This is a genomic window from Chromohalobacter sp. 11-W (assembly GCF_029889905.1).
Lineage (GTDB): Bacteria > Pseudomonadota > Gammaproteobacteria > Pseudomonadales > Halomonadaceae > Chromohalobacter.
Window position 1 is genome coordinate 565,155 of record NZ_JARANZ010000001.1, and the last position, 20,194, is coordinate 585,348.

16 protein-coding genes are annotated in these 20,194 nt (G+C 64.9%); 10 read left to right on the forward strand and 6 right to left on the reverse strand.

Annotated elements, in window-relative coordinates:
* Positions 1 to 30: 30 nt before the first annotated feature.
* Both OP494_RS02510 and OP494_RS02515 read left to right on the forward strand, forming a co-directional pair.
* Positions 31 to 1,290, forward strand: a complete 1,260-nt coding sequence (locus tag OP494_RS02510) for a D-amino acid dehydrogenase (RefSeq protein ID WP_280539145.1) — start codon at positions 31 to 33, stop codon at positions 1,288 to 1,290.
* Between the two features lie 115 nt (positions 1,291 to 1,405).
* Positions 1,406 to 1,822 (forward strand): hypothetical protein, encoded by a 417-nt coding sequence (locus OP494_RS02515; RefSeq protein ID WP_280539146.1) that lies wholly within the window; start codon positions 1,406 to 1,408, stop codon positions 1,820 to 1,822.
* A gap of 68 nt (positions 1,823 to 1,890) precedes the next feature.
* Here OP494_RS02515 and OP494_RS02520 read toward each other — a convergent pair whose 3' ends face one another.
* From OP494_RS02520 to OP494_RS02530, 3 genes are all read right to left on the reverse strand, one after another.
* A complete protein-coding gene (locus OP494_RS02520) occupies positions 1,891 to 3,081 on the reverse strand; it encodes an amino acid aminotransferase (RefSeq protein WP_179000065.1) in 1,191 nt (396 codons plus the stop codon).
* The gene (locus tag OP494_RS02525) at positions 3,065 to 3,421 is read right to left on the reverse strand and encodes a 4a-hydroxytetrahydrobiopterin dehydratase (RefSeq protein ID WP_040243932.1); all 357 of its coding nucleotides are present in this window, start codon (positions 3,419 to 3,421) and stop codon (positions 3,065 to 3,067) included. The genes OP494_RS02520 and OP494_RS02525 overlap by 17 nt, the downstream gene beginning before the upstream one ends.
* A gap of 80 nt (positions 3,422 to 3,501) precedes the next feature.
* The gene (locus OP494_RS02530; RefSeq protein ID WP_280539147.1) at positions 3,502 to 5,481 is read right to left on the reverse strand and encodes a RecQ family ATP-dependent DNA helicase; all 1,980 of its coding nucleotides are present in this window, start codon (positions 5,479 to 5,481) and stop codon (positions 3,502 to 3,504) included.
* A gap of 164 nt (positions 5,482 to 5,645) precedes the next feature.
* On the opposite strand from OP494_RS02530, the gene OP494_RS02535 reads away from it, so the two are divergent.
* The 5 genes from OP494_RS02535 to OP494_RS02555 are packed head-to-tail and all read left to right on the forward strand — an operon-like array spanning position 5,646 to position 14,298.
* Positions 5,646 to 7,115: a hypothetical protein gene (locus OP494_RS02535; RefSeq protein WP_040243928.1), complete on the forward strand. Its 1,470-nt coding sequence runs from the start codon at positions 5,646 to 5,648 to the stop codon at positions 7,113 to 7,115.
* Entirely contained in the window at positions 7,112 to 7,888 is a 777-nt protein-coding gene (locus tag OP494_RS02540) for a hypothetical protein (RefSeq protein WP_075367843.1), read from the forward strand. The genes OP494_RS02535 and OP494_RS02540 overlap by 4 nt, the downstream gene beginning before the upstream one ends.
* Positions 7,885 to 12,789, forward strand: coding sequence for a hypothetical protein (locus OP494_RS02545; RefSeq protein ID WP_075367844.1), 4,905 nt, complete (start codon positions 7,885 to 7,887; stop codon positions 12,787 to 12,789). The genes OP494_RS02540 and OP494_RS02545 overlap by 4 nt, the downstream gene beginning before the upstream one ends.
* A complete protein-coding gene (locus OP494_RS02550) occupies positions 12,770 to 13,903 on the forward strand; it encodes a Wadjet anti-phage system protein JetD domain-containing protein (protein WP_083632609.1) in 1,134 nt (377 codons plus the stop codon). Before OP494_RS02545 ends, OP494_RS02550 begins: the two co-directional genes overlap by 20 nt.
* A gap of 2 nt (positions 13,904 to 13,905) precedes the next feature.
* A complete protein-coding gene (locus tag OP494_RS02555) occupies positions 13,906 to 14,298 on the forward strand; it encodes a group II truncated hemoglobin (protein ID WP_280539186.1) in 393 nt (130 codons plus the stop codon).
* Between the two features lie 21 nt (positions 14,299 to 14,319).
* On the opposite strand, the gene OP494_RS02560 is transcribed toward OP494_RS02555, so the two are convergent.
* Complete coding sequence (locus OP494_RS02560) at positions 14,320 to 15,654, reverse strand: replication-associated recombination protein A (RefSeq protein WP_280539148.1); 1,335 nt, start codon at positions 15,652 to 15,654, stop codon at positions 14,320 to 14,322.
* Between the two features lie 371 nt (positions 15,655 to 16,025).
* On the opposite strand from OP494_RS02560, the gene OP494_RS02565 reads away from it, so the two are divergent.
* Entirely contained in the window at positions 16,026 to 16,571 is a 546-nt protein-coding gene (locus OP494_RS02565) for a hemerythrin domain-containing protein (protein WP_280539187.1), read from the forward strand.
* A 29-nt stretch (positions 16,572 to 16,600) separates the two neighbouring features.
* Here the strand turns inward: OP494_RS02565 and OP494_RS02570 are convergent, their stop codons facing one another.
* Together OP494_RS02570 and OP494_RS02575 are read right to left on the reverse strand one after the other, a co-directional pair.
* The gene (locus OP494_RS02570; RefSeq protein ID WP_280539149.1) at positions 16,601 to 17,860 is read right to left on the reverse strand and encodes a Y-family DNA polymerase; all 1,260 of its coding nucleotides are present in this window, start codon (positions 17,858 to 17,860) and stop codon (positions 16,601 to 16,603) included.
* Positions 17,848 to 18,312 carry a S24 family peptidase gene (locus OP494_RS02575; protein WP_280539150.1) on the reverse strand — a complete coding sequence of 155 codons (465 nt, stop codon included), beginning with the start codon at positions 18,310 to 18,312 and terminating at the stop codon, positions 17,848 to 17,850. The genes OP494_RS02570 and OP494_RS02575 overlap by 13 nt, the downstream gene beginning before the upstream one ends.
* Positions 18,313 to 18,441: 129 nt before the next feature.
* Here OP494_RS02575 and OP494_RS02580 point away from each other — a divergent pair, with 129 nt between their 5' ends.
* Both OP494_RS02580 and murI read left to right on the forward strand, forming a co-directional pair.
* Entirely contained in the window at positions 18,442 to 19,335 is an 894-nt protein-coding gene (locus OP494_RS02580; protein ID WP_280539151.1) for a LysR family transcriptional regulator, read from the forward strand.
* The gene (gene murI / locus OP494_RS02585; protein WP_280539152.1) at positions 19,332 to 20,144 is read left to right on the forward strand and encodes a glutamate racemase; all 813 of its coding nucleotides are present in this window, start codon (positions 19,332 to 19,334) and stop codon (positions 20,142 to 20,144) included. The genes OP494_RS02580 and murI overlap by 4 nt, the downstream gene beginning before the upstream one ends.
* Positions 20,145 to 20,194 lie beyond the last annotated feature (50 nt).

A 20,194-nucleotide genomic window follows, 5' to 3' on the forward strand; every position in this document is an offset into this window, starting at 1 on the left:
CATCCACTCAGCGCCAAGCAGGGGCAAGCCATGCACGTACTCATTCTCGGCAGTGGTGTCGTCGGTGTCACCAGCGCCTATTACCTGGCATCGCAGGGGCACGAAGTCACGGTGGTGGATCGCCAGGCTGGGCCCGCCATGGAAACGAGTTACGGCAATGCCGGCCAGGTATCCTTCGGATTTTCCTCGCCCTGGGCGGCCCCGGGCATTCCGCGCAAGGCACTCAAGTGGATGTTCCAGGAACATGCGCCGCTGAAGATCCAGCCCAAGCGTGACCCTGCCATGGCACGCTTCATGATGGCGATGTTCAACAACTGCACGCCCGAGCGCTATGCCGTCAATAAGGAACGCATGGTGCGTGTCGCCGAGTACAGCCGACAGTGTATCGATGCGTTGCGCCGCGATACGGGGATTCGCTATGAGGATCGCCAGCGTGGCCTGCTGCAGCTCTTTCGTCATGAAGCTCAGGTCGAGGCGGTGGCCAAGGACATGCGCGTGCTGAGCGAGTGCGGGGTACGCCATCGGTTGCTTGGGGCCGAGGAGCTGACAACGGCCGAGCCGGCACTGGCGCGCGTGCCGGGCAAGTTCGTGGGCGGGCTGCACTTGCCGGACGATCAGACCGGCGATTGCCATTTGTTCACCCAGCGCTTGGCCGATCACTGCCGCGAACAGCTGGGCGTCGAATTCCGCTTCAATGTCGATATCCAGCGCATCGAACGTCAGGCCGGTCGCGTCGAACGGGTCATGACCTCGTCGGGCGCCTTGAGTGCCGATGCGTACGTGGTGTGCCTGGGCAGTTTCTCGCCGCTTTTGATGAAAGATCTCGATATCCGCTTGCCGATTTATCCTGTGAAGGGATACAGCTTGACGCTGCCGGTGGTCGACGACGGCGGCGCGCCGCAGTCCACGGTGATGGATGAAACCTTCAAGGTGGCCATCTCGCGTTTCGATGATCGGATTCGTGTCGGCGGTACCGCCGAGCTAGCCTCCTATGACTTGAGCCTGCTGGAAAAGCGGCGCGCGACCATCAGCATGGTGGTGCGCGATGTCTTTCCCGAAGGCGGCGACGCGGCCAAGGCCGAGTTCTGGACCGGCCTGCGTCCGATGACCCCTGATTCGACGCCGATCATCGGCGCCACGCGCTATGACAATCTCTGGCTCAACACTGGGCATGGCACCCTAGGGTGGACGATGAGCTGCGGTAGTGCTCACCTGCTCGCTGACCTGATGGCCGGACGTCGACCCGCCATCGACCCGAATGGCTTGGATGTCGCTCGCTACGCCGCGTAAGTTCGTCGCGAGGGGAATCCCTGCGTGCTTCGCTTGTCCAATATTGGCACCAGACCCGGTTCGCCGTGGGCGGCGGGTGCTCTGGAATGTTATGAGAGCCATTGAGGAGGGAGCGATGACCATTCGCGCTGGCTGGCGTGTCGGGAGCGCCGGCATGTTGGCGTTGTTATTGAGCGGTTCCGTGCTGGTGAGTGGGTCGGCACTGGCCCAGGAAGATACCGCGTCGTCCGAGGATCAAAAACAGACAGCGACCGAGGCAGACGAGGTAAGCGACAAGGCCACCGGTGTCAGCGACGAGGATGCCAGCTTCGGCCAGGGGGGCGCGCAAACCCCGCTCGACCAGCGCCGCAACGCGGTGACCTTCGGGCAGATGGATGTCGACCAAGATGGCGTGCTTAGTGAAGAAGAGGCACGTCAGGCCGACCAGCTCGAGCTCTTCCAGCGACTCGATGACGGCGAAGGCGAGGTTACGCGGGAGACGTTCCAGGATGAGGTCGGCTCGGACACGCTACCCGAAGCTCAGGATAAGTAAACGTACAACAAAACGCCCGCCATGCGTGCGCGTGGCGGGCGTTTTCGTGCCGGTCATCGGCGTCGTTGTCAGCCGACGACGGTGGCGATGGCCTTGGCTACATAGGGAAGGTTTTCCTGCGCCAGGCCAGCGACGTTGGCGCGGCCGGAGCGCACCATGTAGATACCGAATTCGTCGCGTAGGCGGTCCACCTGTTCCGGGCTCAGCCCGGTGTAGGAGAACATGCCACGTTGCTCGGCGATGAACGCGAAGCGTTCGTCCAGCCCGTAAGGCTTGAGCGCCTCGACGAAGTCACGGCGCAAGCCGTTGATGCGATCACGCATCTCGGTGAGTTCCTCACGCCATACGCCGGCCAATGCATCGTCGTTGAGAATCTCGGCCACGACCGCGCCGCCATGGGCCGGCGGGTTAGAGTAATTCTCGCGGGCGACGATGGCCATCTGCGAGCGGACGTTTTCCATTTGCTCGCTGTCGCGGGCGATCATGATCATGCAGCCGGTGCGCTCGCGATAGACCCCGAAGTTCTTGGAGCAGGAGCTGGTGATCATGACCTCGTCGAGGTTTTCGGCCAGCAGGCGTGGCCCGTAGGCGTCGGCATCGAGCCCATCGCCGAAGCCTTGATAGGCGAAGTCGACCAGCGGCAGCAGGCGGCGCTCGCGCACGACCTCGAGCACGCGCTGCCATTGCTCGCGTGACAGGTCGAAGCCCGACGGATTGTGGCAGCAGGCGTGCAGCAGCACGACATCCCCTTCGGGAATCTGCTGCAGGGCGCTCAACATGCCCTCGAAGTCGAGGCGGTTATCGGCATCCACGTACGGATACTTCTTCAGCTCGACGCCCGCCGCATGAAAGATACCCAGGTGGTTGGGCCAGGTCGGATCGGAGACCCAGATGCCCTTGCCGGGCAGCTGCGACTTGATGAAGTCCGCCGCCAGACGCAACGCGCCGGTACCGCCGGGTGACTGGGTCGCGCTGGCGCGGTTGGCGGCCAGCACCGGGGATTGCGCGCCGAGGACCAGCTCGAGCACCGCCTGGCCATAGCGCGGATCGCCGTGCGAGCCGATATAGCTCTTGGTCGTCTCGTTCTTCAGCAGCCGCGCCTCGGCCTCCTTGACGGCCCGCATGACGGGCGTATTGCCGTGAGCGTCACGGTAAACGCCGACCCCCAGGTCGACTTTCTGGGGGTTGGGATCTTTTTTGAAGGCTTCGATAAGCCCGAGGATGGCATCCCCGGGCACGCGTTCAATCTGCTCGAACATTGGACTGCGCTACCTCGTCGGTTCTGGCGGCCATGATGAAATCGTTTTTGTGCAAGCCCTTGATCTTGTGTGACCACCAGGTAACGGTGACTTTGCCCCATTCGGTGGTCAGCGCCGGGTGATGACCTTCTGCCTCGGCGAGATCGCCCACCTTGTTGGTGAACGCTAGGGCCTGCTTGAAGTTGCGGAACGTGAACTCACGCTCCAATTGCATGATGCCATCGCGCTCCACGATCCGCCACTCGGGAACATCAGCGCCCAGGCTATGCATTTCCGCTTCACTGACGGTAGGAGCGTCGGCGCTGCAGGCTTCGCATTTCAACTCGGCAAGCTCGCTCATGGTGTTCTTCGCCTCCTTTCGGTGATTTATATCAGTGTAGAAGCCAACGCCAGGGCGGACCTACCGCAACGGGACATGATTTATGCCTCGCTCAAAGATGCGGCCTTTACGGCCGCGTGGATCTCCGGGTAGGGGCGGTCTTCTAGCGCCGCGAAGCCGTCGAGCTGGCGTGCCTTGAGTTGCGTCAGCAAGGGGGAGGTAAGCCCCGCTAGAAAGCGTGTGAACAACGCGTCGCTGGGTGGCGGCGCATCGGGTAGCGCGGTGAGCCGTTCACGCAAAGGCGTACATAGGGTGGCCACTTGGCGTGGGTCGAGCGGTGCGTGTGTCGTTTCTGTGGGCCACTGTGCGATATGGCCGCGGCACACCGAGCAATGCCCGCAGTGCTTGGGCGCATTGGCGTCGCCGAAATAGTCGGCGAGGCGGCGGCTGAGACAGGTCGTCGATTCGAATAGCGCGAGCATGGCCTGCAGCCGTTCGATCTCGGCGGCTTCCTTGCGCTGGAAGTACTCGGTCAGATGCGTCGCGAGCGCGGCGATATCGAACTCGGCCTGCAGCACCCCGTACACCTCGGTCATCTGCTTGCTTTCGAGCTGGATGAAGCCCTGATCGTTGAAATACTCCAGGGCGCTGATGACGCGACGCCGTGAGGTATCGAGACCGCGCTGGGTACCCAGGGCATCGAGCGCCTCATGGTCCAGCGCGCACCATGTCTTGGCTCTGGGCGAGGCCTCGATCAGGGCGGTGACGAAAGCGCGGCGTTCGCCGTTGAAACGCTCGATCAGTGCCTCCGGCTCGATCAGATATTTGAAGCGATATTCGGCGAAATAGGCGTAGCGCGGAGCGATGACGGCCTCGAGCTCGAGCCTCACCAGCAGTGTCTTGAGCGGCAACGGCCGTATGTTGCTGTGCTGGGAGAGGGCGTTCAGGCGTACCTCCCACTGACCCTGGGGCGCGGCGTCACGGATGTCTCGCAGGACACGCTCGATGCCGTCGCGCTCGGGCGTGTCGCCGTAGACGAAGTTCTCCAGCGCACCCAGGGCGTCGCGGCCGCCGAGCATCAAGCAGCTCGACGGTTGTCCGTCGCGTCCGGCGCGACCGATCTCCTGGCTGTAGTTCTCGATCGACTTGGGCAGGTCGTAATGCACGACGTTGCGGATATCGGCCTTGTCGATGCCCATGCCGAAGGCGATGGTGGCGACGATGCAATTCACCTCGCCGCTCATGAACGCCTGTTGCAGCGTATCGCGGGTCTCGCTGTCGAGGCCGGCGTGATAGGCACGCGCGTCGATGCCTGCCTTACCGAGGTAAGCGGCTAGGCGCTCGGCGGTTTTCTGCAAGGTGACGTAGACGATGCTGGGCTGGGGCGGCGAGGCGGCCAGGCGTGGCCCCAGCCACTCGACCAGGGCGCGGGGGCGTCGCTCGGTGGCGGTGGGCTGCACCTGCAGATCGAGATTGGGACGATAGAAGCCCGTGGCGGCAACATCCTGGGCGTCGATGGCGAAGCTGGCGCGCATGTCGTCGGTGACGCGCGGCGTGGCCGTGGCGGTGAGCAACAGCGCCTGCGGAATGGCGAATTCACGCTGATAGGCAGGTAGCTTGAGATAGTCGGGACGGAAATTGTGGCCCCACTCGGACAAGCAATGCGCCTCGTCGACCACCAGCAACGAGACCGGCACCCGCTGCAGGAAGGCGCGGAAGCGCTCGTTCTTGAGGCGTTCCACCGAGATCATCAGGATGCGGATATCGCCGCGCCTGACGCCGTCCATCACCGCCGAGGCTTCCTCCCGGGTCTGGCGGGAGTCGAGGCTCGCCGCGGCGATGCCGTGGCGAGCCAGGAAATCGAGCTGGTCCTGCATCAGCGCCAGCAGCGGCGACACTACCAGGGTCAGGTGCGGCAGATGCAGGGCCGGCAACTGATAGCACAGCGACTTGCCGGACCCGGTGGGAAAAATGGCCGCTGCCGAACGCCCCTGGGTCACGGCCTCGACCACCTGGCGCTGGCCGGGGCGAAAGTCGGAATAGCCGAAGACGCGTTGCAGGGTGTCGTCGATGTCGGCCATGCGGTGCTCCTTGCCACGATTGAGGCGACATCTTACACCCTGTGGCCGTCGGGATGGCGCGCAGACCGCCGATGCCGTGCGTGATCGACACGACATGCCGCCACGGACATGACCCATGGCGCTCGCTGTTGGCATAATGCGTCTTTTGCCCACGGAAACGACCCATGACCGCCTGGAGCAAGCTTCTCGTCGCCACCACGCGGCTGCTCGACCTACATGACAGTGGCCATGAGCCCGGCTCGCCGTTCGTGCACGTCAGCCAGGAAAGCCGGCGTGGCCTGCGCGACGGCTACTGGCTGGACCTCGGCTGCTTGCTGCTGGACTATCTGCTCGATGTGGACTTCGCGACCAACAGCGCCTTCGTGTCGCAGACGCGCTGCCTGGCGCACCTGCGCGAGTTCTATCCCGAACTGGCGCATGATGACCTCGGCTTCGTCGTCAACCTGCTCGCCACGCCCAGTGAAGTGCACTTTCGCGATGCGCCTCCGACACCGGAGGTGCGCGATGCATCCGCGCCGCCGGAACCGGATGCCGGGGAGGCGGCCGAGGCGCGCCGCGCGATGCGCAGCACCAAGCGGACCGCCCTGATCGAGAAGCAGAGCCAGACCGGCCAGGTACGCCTGACCGCCAGTGGCCGCCAGGCGGTGACGCTGGCCAGTCAGGTCGAGGACCTCCTGTATTCCGAATACGACGCCGCCAAGGTGCTGGCCGCCCTGGCGCGGGGCGATTTCGCCCGCATTCCCGACATCACCAACCAGATCCTGCTGGCGATCCGCGCCTTGACCCAGGAACTGCGCCGGGTGCGCGAAAACCCCACCCGCGAGGGCAAGCTGGCGGCGTTGCTCGACAACGAGCGCCACTATCACAATGCCTTGTCGAGCATTCAGGAGACGCTGCTCGACGCACGCGCGCAGCTTTCCACGCCACGCTTGATGGAGCGCTTCGCCGACTGGCGCGAGCGCGAGGCGGCACGTCACGGCGAGGAATGGGATCTGCGCATGCTGTCGAGTGCCATCGGCCGCGTGCTCACGGCGATCGAGAACCTCTCGCGACGGCTATCGGAGTTGCTGGCCGATATCGCCGAGGGGCGCATTCAGTCGATGGGCGTGGTCGACTTCGCCGATGTGGCGCGCGGTCTGCTGGCCGCGCCCGCCGCGCCACGCATGAGCGAAGCACTGGTGACACGCCTGATGCCGTTTCACGTCGACGTCGCCATGCCGCGCCTGGCACCGCTGACCCCATTGCTCGAGACCCGTCGCGCCGAGACCAGCCATGCCGCGCTGGTCTTCGATGAAGCCCAGGACGCGGCCCCCGAGGACCCTCTGCTGGCACGCTTTCTGGAGGCGCGCGGGCCGGCGCTACGGGCCCGGATCCAAAAGGCGCCGCTCTCGCTGCCCGAGGCCCTGGCCGAGGGCTGGCACCGGTTCGAGGGAGACGACTGCCTGGCGCAGTTGCTCAATACCTTCGTCGACACCGAGCTGCTCGACAGCCACCTGCGGGTGGGGGTCGAGGCCCGCAGTTTCGACGTCACACTGGACGACGGCCGCGTGGTCCAGGCCGCCGTCACGCCTTCCTTGCGCGTCGCCACGCCGGCGGCGGGCACGTCCCCGGTCAACGAGGATGCATCACGATGAACATGAGTGAAATGGGCGAGGTCGTCGCCTACCTGCTGCGCTACCGCAGCGCCGAACGCGTCCCGGGCGGTGGCCGCAAGCGCCGCGCCGCGCGCGAGGGCCAGCTCTCCGAGCGCGATGTCTGCGCGCTGATCGACGATGCCAGCGATCTCGAGCGCGAGGCGCTGCGTGACTTTCTGGCCGGCCAGGGGCTGAGGCTCAAGACGTTCGAGGCGGGCGACTTTCCGGGTATCGCGCCGGGGTCGCGGTATTACGCGCTGTTGCCGGATCCGGAGCTCGAGCAGCCCCCGTTGTATACCCGTCAGCCGGTGTTCGAGGCCCTCAAGTTGCGTCAGGAAAGCCGCAGCGAGCTGGCGCAGTGGTATCTGCAACTGTGGCTGCTCATGAATACCCTGCTGTACACCCGGTACAACCGCGCGCTTTCCGACGTCAGCCGTTACCAGGAGGCGACCTTCGCCAGTCACGAGCTGCTCGACCTGCTGCGCGATCAACTCGAAGCGTTGCGCGCGCTGGGCGAGGCGGCACCGGAAACCAACCGCGCGCTGCTCGAGGAGCGCGGCGAGGACCTCAACCGCCGCGTGCGGGCCTTCATCGACCTGCAGGTACGCGCCGGCCTGCTCGAGGCGTCCGGCGCCTCGGGCGAGGACGCCTCGCCGGGCGATATCTGGCAGCAGACCCTGCTTGGCGCCCTGGAGTGCGAGCAAATCGGCATTCATCAATTGGGCCATCTTCAGGCGCTGGCCGAGGGACGCCTCGCGGAGGAAACGGCATGAGCGTGATCAATCGCATCGAAGTCGCCAACCTGCTCAACAAGCATGGCGATATCGCCTCGCCATGGGACGCCAAGATGCGTCACCTGCTGCTCGATCTGCGCGGTCAGTCCAGCGCCATCAGCATGGAGAACGGGTTCGGCAAGACCACCCTGGCCGAAGCCCTGATCGGTCTGCTGTCCCGCGACAGAAGCCTGATCTCGCGCACGCGCCGCAAGTGCTCGCCGTCCACGGTGGCCGGCCAGGGGCGTAGCTGGAGCCATTTGCGCGTCGAATTCCGCACCCGCAGCGGCAGCGAGCGCCAGGACGACATGCTCGCCGCCGCCGGCGAGGAAGTCGCCGGCGAGACCTTCGTGTTCGGCTTCTACGGCTACAGCGACGGCAGCGGCCTCGCTTTTTATCACTATGCCGGGCGCCTGGAAGACATTCCCGTTCATCATTACACCGTCGACGGCAAGCTGGCGTTGAGTGCCAACAGCGACGTCAAGGCCGACATGGCGAATCGTGGCGTGCGCCTGACCCACAACCGCGAAGAATGGCTCGACGCGGTCGGCGCGCATGTCTCGCGCCGGGAACTGGCGCAGTTGGCGGCCTTTCAGAAGGAGGGCGGTGCCGACAAGAGCCAGATCTTCAATGCCATCAAGCCGCGCGGCGGTGAGAAGGCGGACCAGGCCTTCTTCTTCGAGGTGCTGGCCCCGGAGATCCTCTCCGGCGCGACGCGGGGCGAGACCGACGAAAGCGAGGAACTGATCGAGGAGGTGATCCTCAACTCCGGTACCAACATCACCGAGTTGCGTCACCGTCTCGAGGAGGCAGAGCACGATCAGCGGCGTGCCGAGGACAAGGTCGCGCGGCTGGCGACGCTGAGCGACGACGGCGCAGCCCTGCTGGCGGCACGCGACGAGCTCGAGCGCCTCGATGCCGGCTTCCAGGGGCTCGAGTGTCTGCTCGGCGGACAGGCACTGCTGGGCTTGCCGGGGATTCCCGCGACACCCGCCGAGGTCGAGGACGAAACGCTGGATGCCGCGATACCCTGTGGTTTCGCCTGGGCCAGTGGCGATACACGACGGCCGCGAGTCTCGCTATGGCTGTTGGCGCGTCTCTCGGGAGGCAGCGAGCGCAGCATTCGTCAGGCGCTGTCCGAGCGCGGCGCGCGGGTCGACGCCCACCGGCGCCTGGTGCATCTGCCCGAGGCCGCCTGGCCGGCCGGTCGCGAAATCGGTCACGTCGACTTCACCGCGGCGCGTGAATGGCTGGCCGAGACCCTGAACTTCGACGACGATGCCGCGCGCCATCGTGCCCTGGCGGCGCTGGATGCCGGCGCCGATGTCTTCGAAGCACGCGACGGCAACCGCTTCCGCGAGGAGGTGATCGCCGATCAGACCTACCGCGACGAGCTGGGCGCCGACATTCAGGCCGCCGAGCGGCATCTCGAGACGCTCGAGCAGCAACGCGAACGCCTGGAAGGTCAGCAACGCGAGTTCGTCGACAACCAGAGCTTCTATACCCAGGCGCTGAGCGAGGGGCTCTTCGACGAAGCCGAACTGGAGGCACCCGAAGCCACCGCCGAGGCGGCGAAGGCCGAGGCCGAGTCGGCACGCCAAGCCTTGAACGCCCACCTGGGACGCATCGGCGAGCTCAAGCAGGTCGCCGCCTGGCATGCCGAGTTCCAGCAACAGGCCCCGGGGGTATCGCCCGGCGAGCGGCTGGCCGAAAAACAGGCGCGCGATGAGGTGCTCGAAGAGGCGCATGCCGAGGCCGAGGCCCAGCGTGAGCCGTTGGCGTCGCGTTGCGAGACGCTGCGCCATCAGGCCGAGGCGCTGCGCGACGAACAGCAACGCCTGGCCGGCGAGCAGGGCTTGCTCGAGCAGGGGCAAGCACCGTGGCGTGCCTTCGTCGACGGCTGGCCCGAGGAGGACGTCACCGGCTTCTGGACGCGCCGCAAGACGGCGTTGGCCGAACTCGAAACGCGCTGTCACGGAGCCGAGCAACGCGCCGAGGATGCCCGCCGAGAGCAGGCGCGCCTGACCCCCCTGCATGACGCAGCGCAGCGTTACGCCGACTATCATGGCGACGACGAGCCGGTGCATCTGCGGCAAACCCTGTATGAGCGTGCGCGCGCACTGGATGACGAAGGACATCGCCTGGAGCAGGAGCAGCAGCGTCTGCGTGAGTTGACTCAGGCGCAGCGTGACTTCGCTTCGCGTTTCGAGGCCGATCCCGAGCGCTGGCTGCGTGACGCCCAGCGGCGCTACCCGCGCCTGCTCAGCGAGGCCGATGCCCTGGATGACGCCATCGAGGAGCGCTGGCGTTATCTCGACAGCCTGGCGGGCGATCCGCTCGAGCGGCGGGCGGTGGAAGCCGAGGCCCAGCAGTGCCTGGATGCCGCGGAGATCGCCTGGCAGCCCCTGCATGCGGTGCTCAACGACGCCGAGGTCGAACGCGAACGGCGTCGCGGCTGGCTGAGCCAGGCCGCCGGCCTGCTGTTTTCGCCGGTGGTGGCGGGAGACGACGAAGCGGAGCGTGCCGCGCGCTGCTTGATCGACGCCGGGCTGGCGTTGCCGGTGTTCGAGAGCGCACGCCTGACGGCTCTGCTCGAGGCCGATCAGCCACCGCTGGGGGCGGTGCAGGGCAGCGAAACCCTGGCCGTCAAGGCCGCGCTCGATCCACGCTATCTCGAGGAGTTGCGTCGCGATACCGAGCGTCGCCTGAGTGCCGACCGCGAGCGTCGGGCCGCCCTGGCGGCGGAATGCGAACGTCTCGACCCGCATGGCGATGTCTTCGCGCTGGCGCTCAAGGCCCGCGAGGCGCAACAGGCGGACGCCGAGACGGCCCTGGCCACGCTCGACGAGCGCCAGCAGCAGCTCGACGCCCGTCAGGCGGAGCTGACGCCGCGCTTGACCGAGGCGGCACTGAATTGCATCGACGATTATCAGCGATATCTGCAGGCAGGCGGCCAGGCCGCCGTGGCCCAGGCCGAGGCGGCACTCGAGGAGGCCGAGCGCGACCTCGCGGATTGCCGTCCGGCGATGCAGCAAGCAGCGGAAGAGCTGGAGACCCACGGGGCGACCTGGCTGGCCGCGGAGCGCTTCGCCGATGCCGGTGGCATCGAGCGTCTCGAAGCTTTGAAGGCGCGGCTGGAGACGCTGGAGACGCAACTCGGCGAGATCCGCGAGCAGCTTGCCGAGGCAGAGCGCGATCACGAGGCCGTGTCGCGCCGGCTGCACGAGATCGATGCCGAGCGGCGCAGCCTCTTCGACGATGGCGAACGCGATCGATTGCGCGCCCTGGCCGAGTTCGAGGCCGATGGCGGCGATGCCTTCATGGCCACCGCCGAGGCGGTGCAGGAAGAACTCGAGGCCGCGCTGGAAACGGCGAGCCGACGTGCGCGCTTCGATTTCTCGCGCCTGCGTGCCTATCTCGACGTGCGCGACGCCAGCGGCGGCAGCCAGAAGCTCGAGCGCGACATCGCCGCGGCCAAACGGGCATATCTCGAGGCCCGCGAGGGACTCAAGGCACAGCGCCGCGAACGTGATGAGGTGGAAGCGCGGCTGGCCGAGCAGCGCCGGGCCATGGAGTGGGTCGACCAGCTGGCCATCGCCTGGCTGGGCGTGATGCGCGAACTACCCGAGGGATGGGCGCGGCGGCTGGCGGCTCTGGACGATCTCGCCGCCGCGAGTCACTGGCCGCTCGACGACCCACGGCACGAGACGCGCGAGGCCGCGTTGGCGACATGGCATGCCCAGGCGGGCATGTCGGCGACGTTGTCGCTTTCCGACCTGGAGGCCTGTCAGCAAACTCTGCTCGACGCCCTGGCGGAGCTCAACCTGGGCGAGCGCGCGCGCAATCGCGAACGTCAGGACAAGACGGTGCGCGGTCTCGAGCGGCGCCTCGCCCAGGCGCTGGAAGCCGCCGCCGAAAGTCGCGCCTTCAGCGAGACCGAACGTGCTCGTCTGGCGGCCCTGAAAGGCGTGACGGCCGACGCCCTCGACGACCTGGCCGGACTGCATGGTCAGCTCGATACGCAGCTCGAGGAGCACCGCCAGCGCGTGGCGCGTCTGCATGCCTCGCGCGAGCAGATCGAAGGCACGCTGGTCGAGCGGCTGAGCTCGATCATCTCGGATGCTGCCGGCAACCTGGACATTCTCAAGCGCGTGGCGCGTAGCCATGGCGAGGGCGGTGCCTACTTCGAGGTCAAGGCCGCGCTGATCGACGGCGAGTCGCTGCGTGAACTGATCACCACGCTGCTGGCCGATATCGACGAGCATCAGGCCGCGCTCAAGCGCCGTGCCGAGCGCGATGGCGGCATGAGCGAAGGCGATAGCCGACGCCGTGACGACGACCTGGTGCGTCAGATTCGTCGGCGCATCTATCGTGGCCTGTTCCATGAGGTGTCGATTCGCCTCAAGCACGACGCCATTCGTCCGCACGGGCGACTGTTCTCGCTCAACGAGGACATGTCGGAAGGGCAGCGCGAGGCAGTGTCGCTGATGTGGCTGGTCAAGCTCTCCGAGTTTGCCATCGAGCGCGAGTTGCGCGAGCTGCCCGGCCATCACAAGCGCCGTGCGCGGGCCAGCCGCGAGAGCGTGATCCTGCTCGATGGCCTGTTCTCGAAGCTCTCCCATCGCCGGCTCATCCAGGACTCCCTGGAGTCGCTGCGCAACACCCGCGGGCGCTTCCAGATGATCGGCCTGATTCACAACCCCAACTACGAAAACGACCCGGCGATCTTCCCCACCTATCTGGTGGGGAGCGTGATCGGTGGTGTCCAGGGGCAGGGCGGGCACGTCATGGTGCGCGACGGCCAGGTCACTGCGCCCGAAGCACTCGGCCGTGCGCCCGGCGAGGCCAGCCTGTTCGGCATTCACGTGAAGGAGCCCATGAATGCATTCGAAAATGACTGAATTGAGTGAGGCGGCTCGGCATGTCTTTGACAAGATGAGTGCCGATTGGCGTCGACAGGCGCTTCAGGGAAAAGCCCATCCTCCGAGTCAGCAGGCAGCAACGCTGAGAAAGCGTATGGTCAAGAATGGCTGGTGCGAAGCCGAACTGTATGCACAGCGGACGCTATTGGAGCTTTATCGTGCGGGCATTCTTAGCGTCAAAGGCGAGGGTGGAGAGGCGATGCTCGACCCTCGCCTCGGCTTGAACCCACGTGTGGGGTTGGCGGAGCGCTATGTTCAGCAGGTGTTGGAGACATTGCCCAATGTCGATGCTGGTTTGGCACTCAACGAAAGACAAGCGCGCCATTGGCGACAGGCACTGGACGGATGTTTGGCCGGATGGTCACGTGAAGACCAGCAGCGTTTGGTGGATGGGCTCAAGACGTTAGCGAGGGCTCTGCCCGCGGCCTATACGTTGACGAGTTACACGGTCAGTTCACGTTATTTACTGGAAAGCAGTAAATTGCTGTCCGTATTGCCCAATGAGCTGTTACGTGCTTTCGGGATAGAGCCGTCGCGTTTTGCCCAATCGGATTCGCGGGTACTGGCGCATGTTCCTGTAGAGCCGCAGGGCGTGCTCTTGATCGAAAATGCGCAAAGCTTTACCGCTGCCTGTCGTGTAGGACTGGATATGCATTTTGCGCTGGTCTGCGAGTTTGGTTATGGCCTCGCGCTGAGTCAGGCGCTCTCGGATGCCCAGCATATTAGTCTGGTGGGCAAGATGCCGTCCCCCATGGTGTTGGCGGATTTGCTGGAGCTACCGAATATCACCTACTGGGGCGACCTTGATCCCGAAGGGCTACGGATTTATCTGCGCATGAAAACGCATCTGCCGGCCATGCGCCTGTCAGCACTTTATGGTCCGATGATGGAACGGTTGGAGGGAAGGGGCGGCCACCCATTGAGTCAGGCCACGGGTAAGGCAGGGCAGCGTCAAGGGCAAGGTTGGACACGGGGTATCGATCAGGAGTGGGTAAGTGATTGTGATATCGAGCGGCTGGCGGGGGAAACGCTCGAGTTCGATCAGGAGCAGCAGTGGATTGCGCGTATCGTGGGCGCAGAGGAGACGAATTGAGTATGCCGGTATTCGGCGTCGGTGACAGCACGCTGCGCGCCGTGGGCGGGGAGGCGGCGGTACGCGAGCTGGTGGATCGCTTCTATGATGCCATGGAGCGCCTGCCCGAGGCGCGGGGGATTCGCGCCCTGCACCCCGCCGATCTCGACGAGTCCCGTGACAAGCTGACGACGTTTCTGATCGGCTGGATGGGCGGGCCGAGCCGTTACCGCGAGCGCTTCGGGCCGATCGCCATTCCTGCGGCGCATCGCCACCTGGATATCGGCCCTGAGGAGCGAGATGCTTGGCTTTTATGTATGGCGACGGCACTGGATGAAATCGGCGCGGCAGACGACCTCAAGCACTATCTGTTGACTCAGCTACGCCACCCCGCCGAGATGTGCCGACGTCGTTAAGGCCGAGAAAGCGGCGGGTTCTCATGACGTTCCGTCGGCTTGGGCATCGAGTTCGGCGCGCCAGGCCTGCATTTGCTTGAAGCGTTTTTCCTGGCCGTATTCGGTGGGCGCGAAGAACGTGGTTGCAGGGAGCTCCGAGGGCCAGCAGTCGTGCGCGCGCCCGGCGGGGTAGCCGTTGGGTTCGTTGTGCGCGTAGCGGTAGCCCTCGCCATGGCCGAGGGATTCCATCAACTTGGTGGGGGCGTTGCGCAAGTAGGTGGGTACCTCGAAGTCGGGATTCGCGGCCACGAATTGCTTGGCGGCGTTCCAGGCCTGATCGATGGCGTTACTCTTGGGCGCGATGGCGAGATGCAGTGCGGCATGCGCGATGGCGCGTTGGCCTTCGTAGTCGCCCAGGCGTAGGTACGCGTCCCAGGCGGCCATCACCAGCGGCAGGGCACGGGGCTCGGCATTACCGACGTCCTCCGAGGCGATGGCGGCAAGGCGGCGCACCACGTCGAGCGGGTCACCGCCGCCTTGCACGAATTGCGCGATGTACAAAAGCGCGGCATCACTGCGTGACGAACGTATCGATTTATGGATCGCCGAGAGCAAGTCGTAATAATGATCGCCTTGCTTGTCGAAGGCGCTGCCCTGGTGTCCCAAGACTTCGTGCAGCGCCTGCAGGGTCAGGCGCTCGCCGTTCTCGGTAGGCTCGGCGAAGTCGCAGGCTGTCTCCAGCAGGCCCAGTGCGCGTCGTGCATCGCCCGAGGCCGAGCGCGCGAGGGTTTCCAGCACGTCCTCGTCGGCCTCTATATGGCGCTCTCCCAGACCGCGTTGGGTATCCGTCAGGGCCTGATGCAGTACACGCAGCAAGTCGTCGACGTCCAGCTTGCGCAGCACATAGACGCGAGCCCGCGAGAGCAGCGCCGAATTGACCTCGAAGGAGGGATTCTCGGTGGTCGCGCCGATCAGCGTCAGCAGTCCGGACTCGGCGTGCGGCAGCAAGGCATCTTGTTGACTCTTGTTGAGACGATGGATCTCATCGAGGAATAACAGCGTCGGCTGCCCGCGCACCTGCCCCTCGCGGGCGCGTTCCACGGCGGCACGGATGTCCTTGACGCCGGCCATCACCGCCGATAAACGTTCGAGCATGGCACCCGATGCATCGGCGAGGATATCGGCCAGGGTCGTCTTGCCCACGCCTGGCGGACCCCACAAAATCATCGAGCGTACCGCGCCGCTTTCCGCCATGCGACTCAGTGGTTTACCGGGACCGACCAGCGCCTCCTGGCCGACGTAGTCGTCGAGACGGCGCGGTCGCATGCGATAGGCGAGTGGTGTGTTATCGGGTTGGGAAGAAGCGAACAGGTCCATGTGTATGCCACCGGTGGGTGAGAGGGTGTTTACAAAAGGGCTGCACTCGACAATCCGGCGTTAAAATCGGCCTAAAAATACTCATTTACCCCATGTAAACTCCGTGTTTTTCGGCCAATTTTGCCTTGTTTTGTCTTCGTTCGCCTGTTTTGTAAAGACCCTCTGAGTCGAGTCGCCAAAAACCGTCTCTAGACTTTCGGCCAACAGGCGTAATCTTGTCATACACGCTAGGGTAAAACATTCGAGCCCCGGTAGGGTGTTTCCCATCGGGAGAATGGGAGTCAATGAAGACTCTCGCCTAAACTGGCAAATAGGCTGCCGGATACCCCGCGCTGCCACGCTTCGACAGCAAAGGAGGCCTGTACATGCCCATGCTGACTCAACTGCGCCAAGACCACGCCAACATGGCGCGTCTGCTGCATGTGTTGCAGCTCAAGCAGAAAACCCTGGCGGAAGGTGAGCGACCCAACTTCCAATTGATACGCGAGGTCGTGGATTACATCCTCGACTACATGAGTGGGTTCACCGAGCCGCTGGAACGCATGTGTACCGAGCAGTTGAATGTGCGGGCGCCGCAAGCCGACGCGCTGTGTCAGCGGTTGTCCGACGACTATCGGGCGCTCAATGAACGCCTGGCGAAACTCTCCCAGGATCTCGACATGATCCTGATGGATGCGGTAGTGCCCATGGACCGCTTCAGCGAAGACCTCAGGGCTTATCTCGAGGCGCATCGGGCCTATCTGCGCGGCGAGCGTGAGGAGTTGTTCCCGTTGATCCGCGAGCACTTCGACGAAGATGATCTGGATCGGCTGGCCAAGGCACTGCCGGAAGGGGCCGAAGCTGAACTGGCGCGTCTCCAGGAAGGCTACCCGGAGCTTTATGCCGAATTCCGTGAGGCGCCTTCGCCGTTGAGTTGAGCCATGTCGCCACGTGAACGGCATAGTAGTTATCGGGCGCGTGCGCGGGGCAGTTCGTCCCAGCGCGTGGTATAGCAGGCCGAGCGGTAGGCGCTGTTCATCTGCCAGGAGGCGTCAACGGGTTGCGGGCCCAAGGTCAGTGCTTGACGTCCGTAGCGGGCGCGGATTGCGTCCCAAGCCTCCATCAGCGCCTCTCGTCGGGCGGGTTCGGCGCCATCGAAGAGCGTCGTTTGGCTCTGCTGGCGGGGCGTCAGTTCGGCGAGCATTATCCCGAGCTTCTGATAGGCTGCCGGTTGCCATAAGCGTGCGAGCAGGCGCTGCGCCGCGCGGTTGAGTTGCTGCGTGTCGGCACTGGGAAACGGTAATGCGGTCCACTCGCAGGCATGACGAAACGTGCCGGCGTGGTGCGGGTTGGTACGCAGATAGACGCCGATGGCCGAGGCCTGCATGGCGTCGCGTCGCAGCTTTTCGCCGGCGCGTTGGCAGTGATGGCGCAAGGCGCCGGCGAGGGCGGCGTGGTCGCGCAAGGGGCGCCCGAACGAGCGCGAGCAGAGAATGCTACGGCGCGGGGTTTCCAGGTCGCTCATCGACAGGCAAGGATGGCCGTTGAGTTCGGTGGCGGTGCGCGCCAGTACCACACTGAAACGCCGTCGTAGCTCGCTGTCGGGTGTCTCGCGCAGCGCAGCGGCGGTGAGCACACCCATGCCGGCCAGGCGTGCGTTGAGTCGCTCGCCCACGCCCCACACATCGCGCGGCGATAGCCGACTCAGGTGCGCCTTCAACTCGGGCGCGTCGGCATGTGTCCAGACACACACCTGAGGGCGCGTCGACTGCGCCTTGGCCTGGCGGTTGGCGAGCTTGGCCAGGGTGCGCGTCGGGGCGATGCCGATGGATACCGGGAGTCCGACTTCCCGTACCACGCTACGCACCAGGCGTGCGCCCAGGGCGTGCCAGTCTTCCTGCAAGCCGCGTAGATCGAGAAAACATTCGTCGATGGAATAGGGCTCCAGCGTCGGTACTTGGCGCGCCAGAACCTGTTGCACGCGTGCCGAGAGGTCACCATAAAGCGTGTAGTTGGAGGACTTCAGCACCACGCGACGCCGCAGTGCCGGATCGATCTTGTGGGTGGGGATGCCCATGGGAATATCGAGCGCCTTGAATTCCTCGGAACGCGCGATGACACAGCCGTCGTTGTTGGACAGCACGCCCACCGGAACGCCCTCCAGACGCGGTTCGAACAGACGCTCGCAGGCGGCATAGAAGTTGTTGCAGTCGATCAGCGCAAACATGACGGCTCGGCGGGTTCCTCGCCCGTGGCGGGCAAGGCGTGAATGGCGTAGCAGATGACCCCCCACAAGCGGTCATCATCGGCCTCGAAGGGTAGTGTCGCCAGGCCGGGGCGTGACGGTGCGAGGTACAGTTGCGCCTCACGACGTTCGAGGTGCAACACGCTCAGTTCGCCATCGATGGCGGCGACCAGCCAATGCCCGGGACGCGGTGAAATGGCGCGGTCGATCACCAGCAAGTCGCCGTGGTGCAGGCCGGCGTGGTGGTGATCATCGCCTTCCAGGCGCATGAAGAACGTCGAGGCCGGGCGACGCACCAAATGGTGATGTAGATCCAGCGGTGCTTCTCGGTAGTCGTCGGCCGGAGACGGAAAGCCGCTGGCGCCGCGTGGCAGAGTGTCGCTCGATGCTGGCGCCGAGGTGGACGCGGCGAGAGCGATAGGCGTCATGGACATGGCGGAACCTCGAAAACGAAATGACGAATACTGTAAAAATAAACAGTATTTTGCCTCGAGGCAAGTCGAGCCATCTCATCGCGTGGGCGGGTAAGGTAGAATGAGCGCACGTATTTTCGAGGAAGTCGTATGGACCGCCTGCAGGCGATGCACATCTTTCGCGCCGTGGTCGAGGCCGGCAGTTTCGCTGGCGGTGCGCGCAAGCTGGAATTCTCCAATGCCATGGTCAGCAAGCAGATCTCCAAGCTGGAAGCCAGCCTGGGGGTCCGGTTGTTGACGCGCACCACGCGGCGTTTGCAGCTAACCGCCGAAGGCGAGCGCTATCTCAATGGGGCGAGTCGCTTGCTCGATGAGTTGCAGGAGCTGGAGACCGGGCTCGGCGAGCAGCGTGGCGAGGTGCGTGGCCGGCTACGGCTTTCCGCGCCGCTGGATTTCGGCGTACGTGCGCTGATACCTGCCTTGCAGGCGTTCGAGCGCCGTCATCCGGCGGTAATGCTTGATGTCGTGCTCGAGGATCGCCGCGTCGACCCGGTGGCCGAGGATTTCGACCTGGTAGTGCGTATCGGCGAGCTGGAAGACTCCAGTTTGATCGCGCGGCCGCTGATGGACATGCCGCGCCACGTTTATGCCGCACCGGAGTATCTGGCGCGGCACGGAACGCCCACCCATCCCGCCGAGCTGCGTGGGCATCGTTGTCTGCACTATAGCCTGGCGCGCGAAGGGCACTACTGGCACTTTCAGGTCGACGGGGCGCCGTATCGGATGCGCATCCGTCCGGTCATGGCCTGTAACAACGGACGTGCCCTCACCGAGGCGGCGATACGCGGCATGGGACTGGTCTACAAGCCGGCATTTCTGGGCGAGCCGGAAGTCGAGGCCGGGCGATTGGTCCGCGTGCTGGACGATTTCAGCGTGGCGCCGATCAGCGTTCATCTGTTGTATGCCGAGCGTGAGTTCATTCCCGCGCGCCTGCGGGCCTTAGTGGACACGCTACTGGCACACTTCGCGGAGACCCGCGCATGACGGCGCCGATTCTGATCTTCGACTCCGGCGTTGGCGGGCTCTCGGTGGTCGGTGCCTTGCGCACGCGCCTGCCGGGCGCGCCGCTGGCGTATGTGTGTGACAACGCCGCGCTGCCATACGGCACCAAGCCCGATGCCTGGTTGGTCGCGCGGATCGTCGCGGTGTGTCGCGCGGCGGTGGCGGCGAGTGGCGCGCGCGCCCTGGTGGTGGCCTGCAATACGGCCAGCACGTTGGCGCTAAAGGCCTTGCGCGAGAGCCTGAGTATTCCGGTGATTGGCACCGTGCCGGCGATAAAGCCGGCGGCCCAGGCCTCGCGCAGTGGCGTGTTCGGACTGCTGGCGACCTCGGCGACGGTGTCGCGCCCTTATACGCAGCGCTTGATCGGTGAGTTCGCGCCGGATTGCATGGTGGTGAGGCTGGCGGCCGATCCCTTGGTCGCGCAGGCCGAACGCGTCCTGACCGGGATGCCGTGGGACGATGCGGTCATCGCCGCGAGCCTGGCACCGTTATGGGAAGCGTCGCGTCTCGATACCGTGGTGCTGGGATGCACGCACTTCCCGCTGCTGCGCGAGGCGCTCGAGCGGCATGCGCCGCGCGAGATTGTGTGGATCGATTCCGGTGACGCCATTGCACGGCGCGTGGCGCAGGTCGTTTCTCCGATCGTATCAGAGGCCACGCGTGATGCGCCGGATAGCGATGCAAGCTGGGCCAGCGCGGCGCAACAAACGGGCCTGGCACGCACCCTGGCAGGCTACGGCTTCAGTGCGCCGTGCGCTTTGGCATTGCCTGACACTGTTTTAACCTTTTGATTTCCATGAGACGGTGTCGTTGCGGCGACATCGTGAGTTTTTGCTGAAAG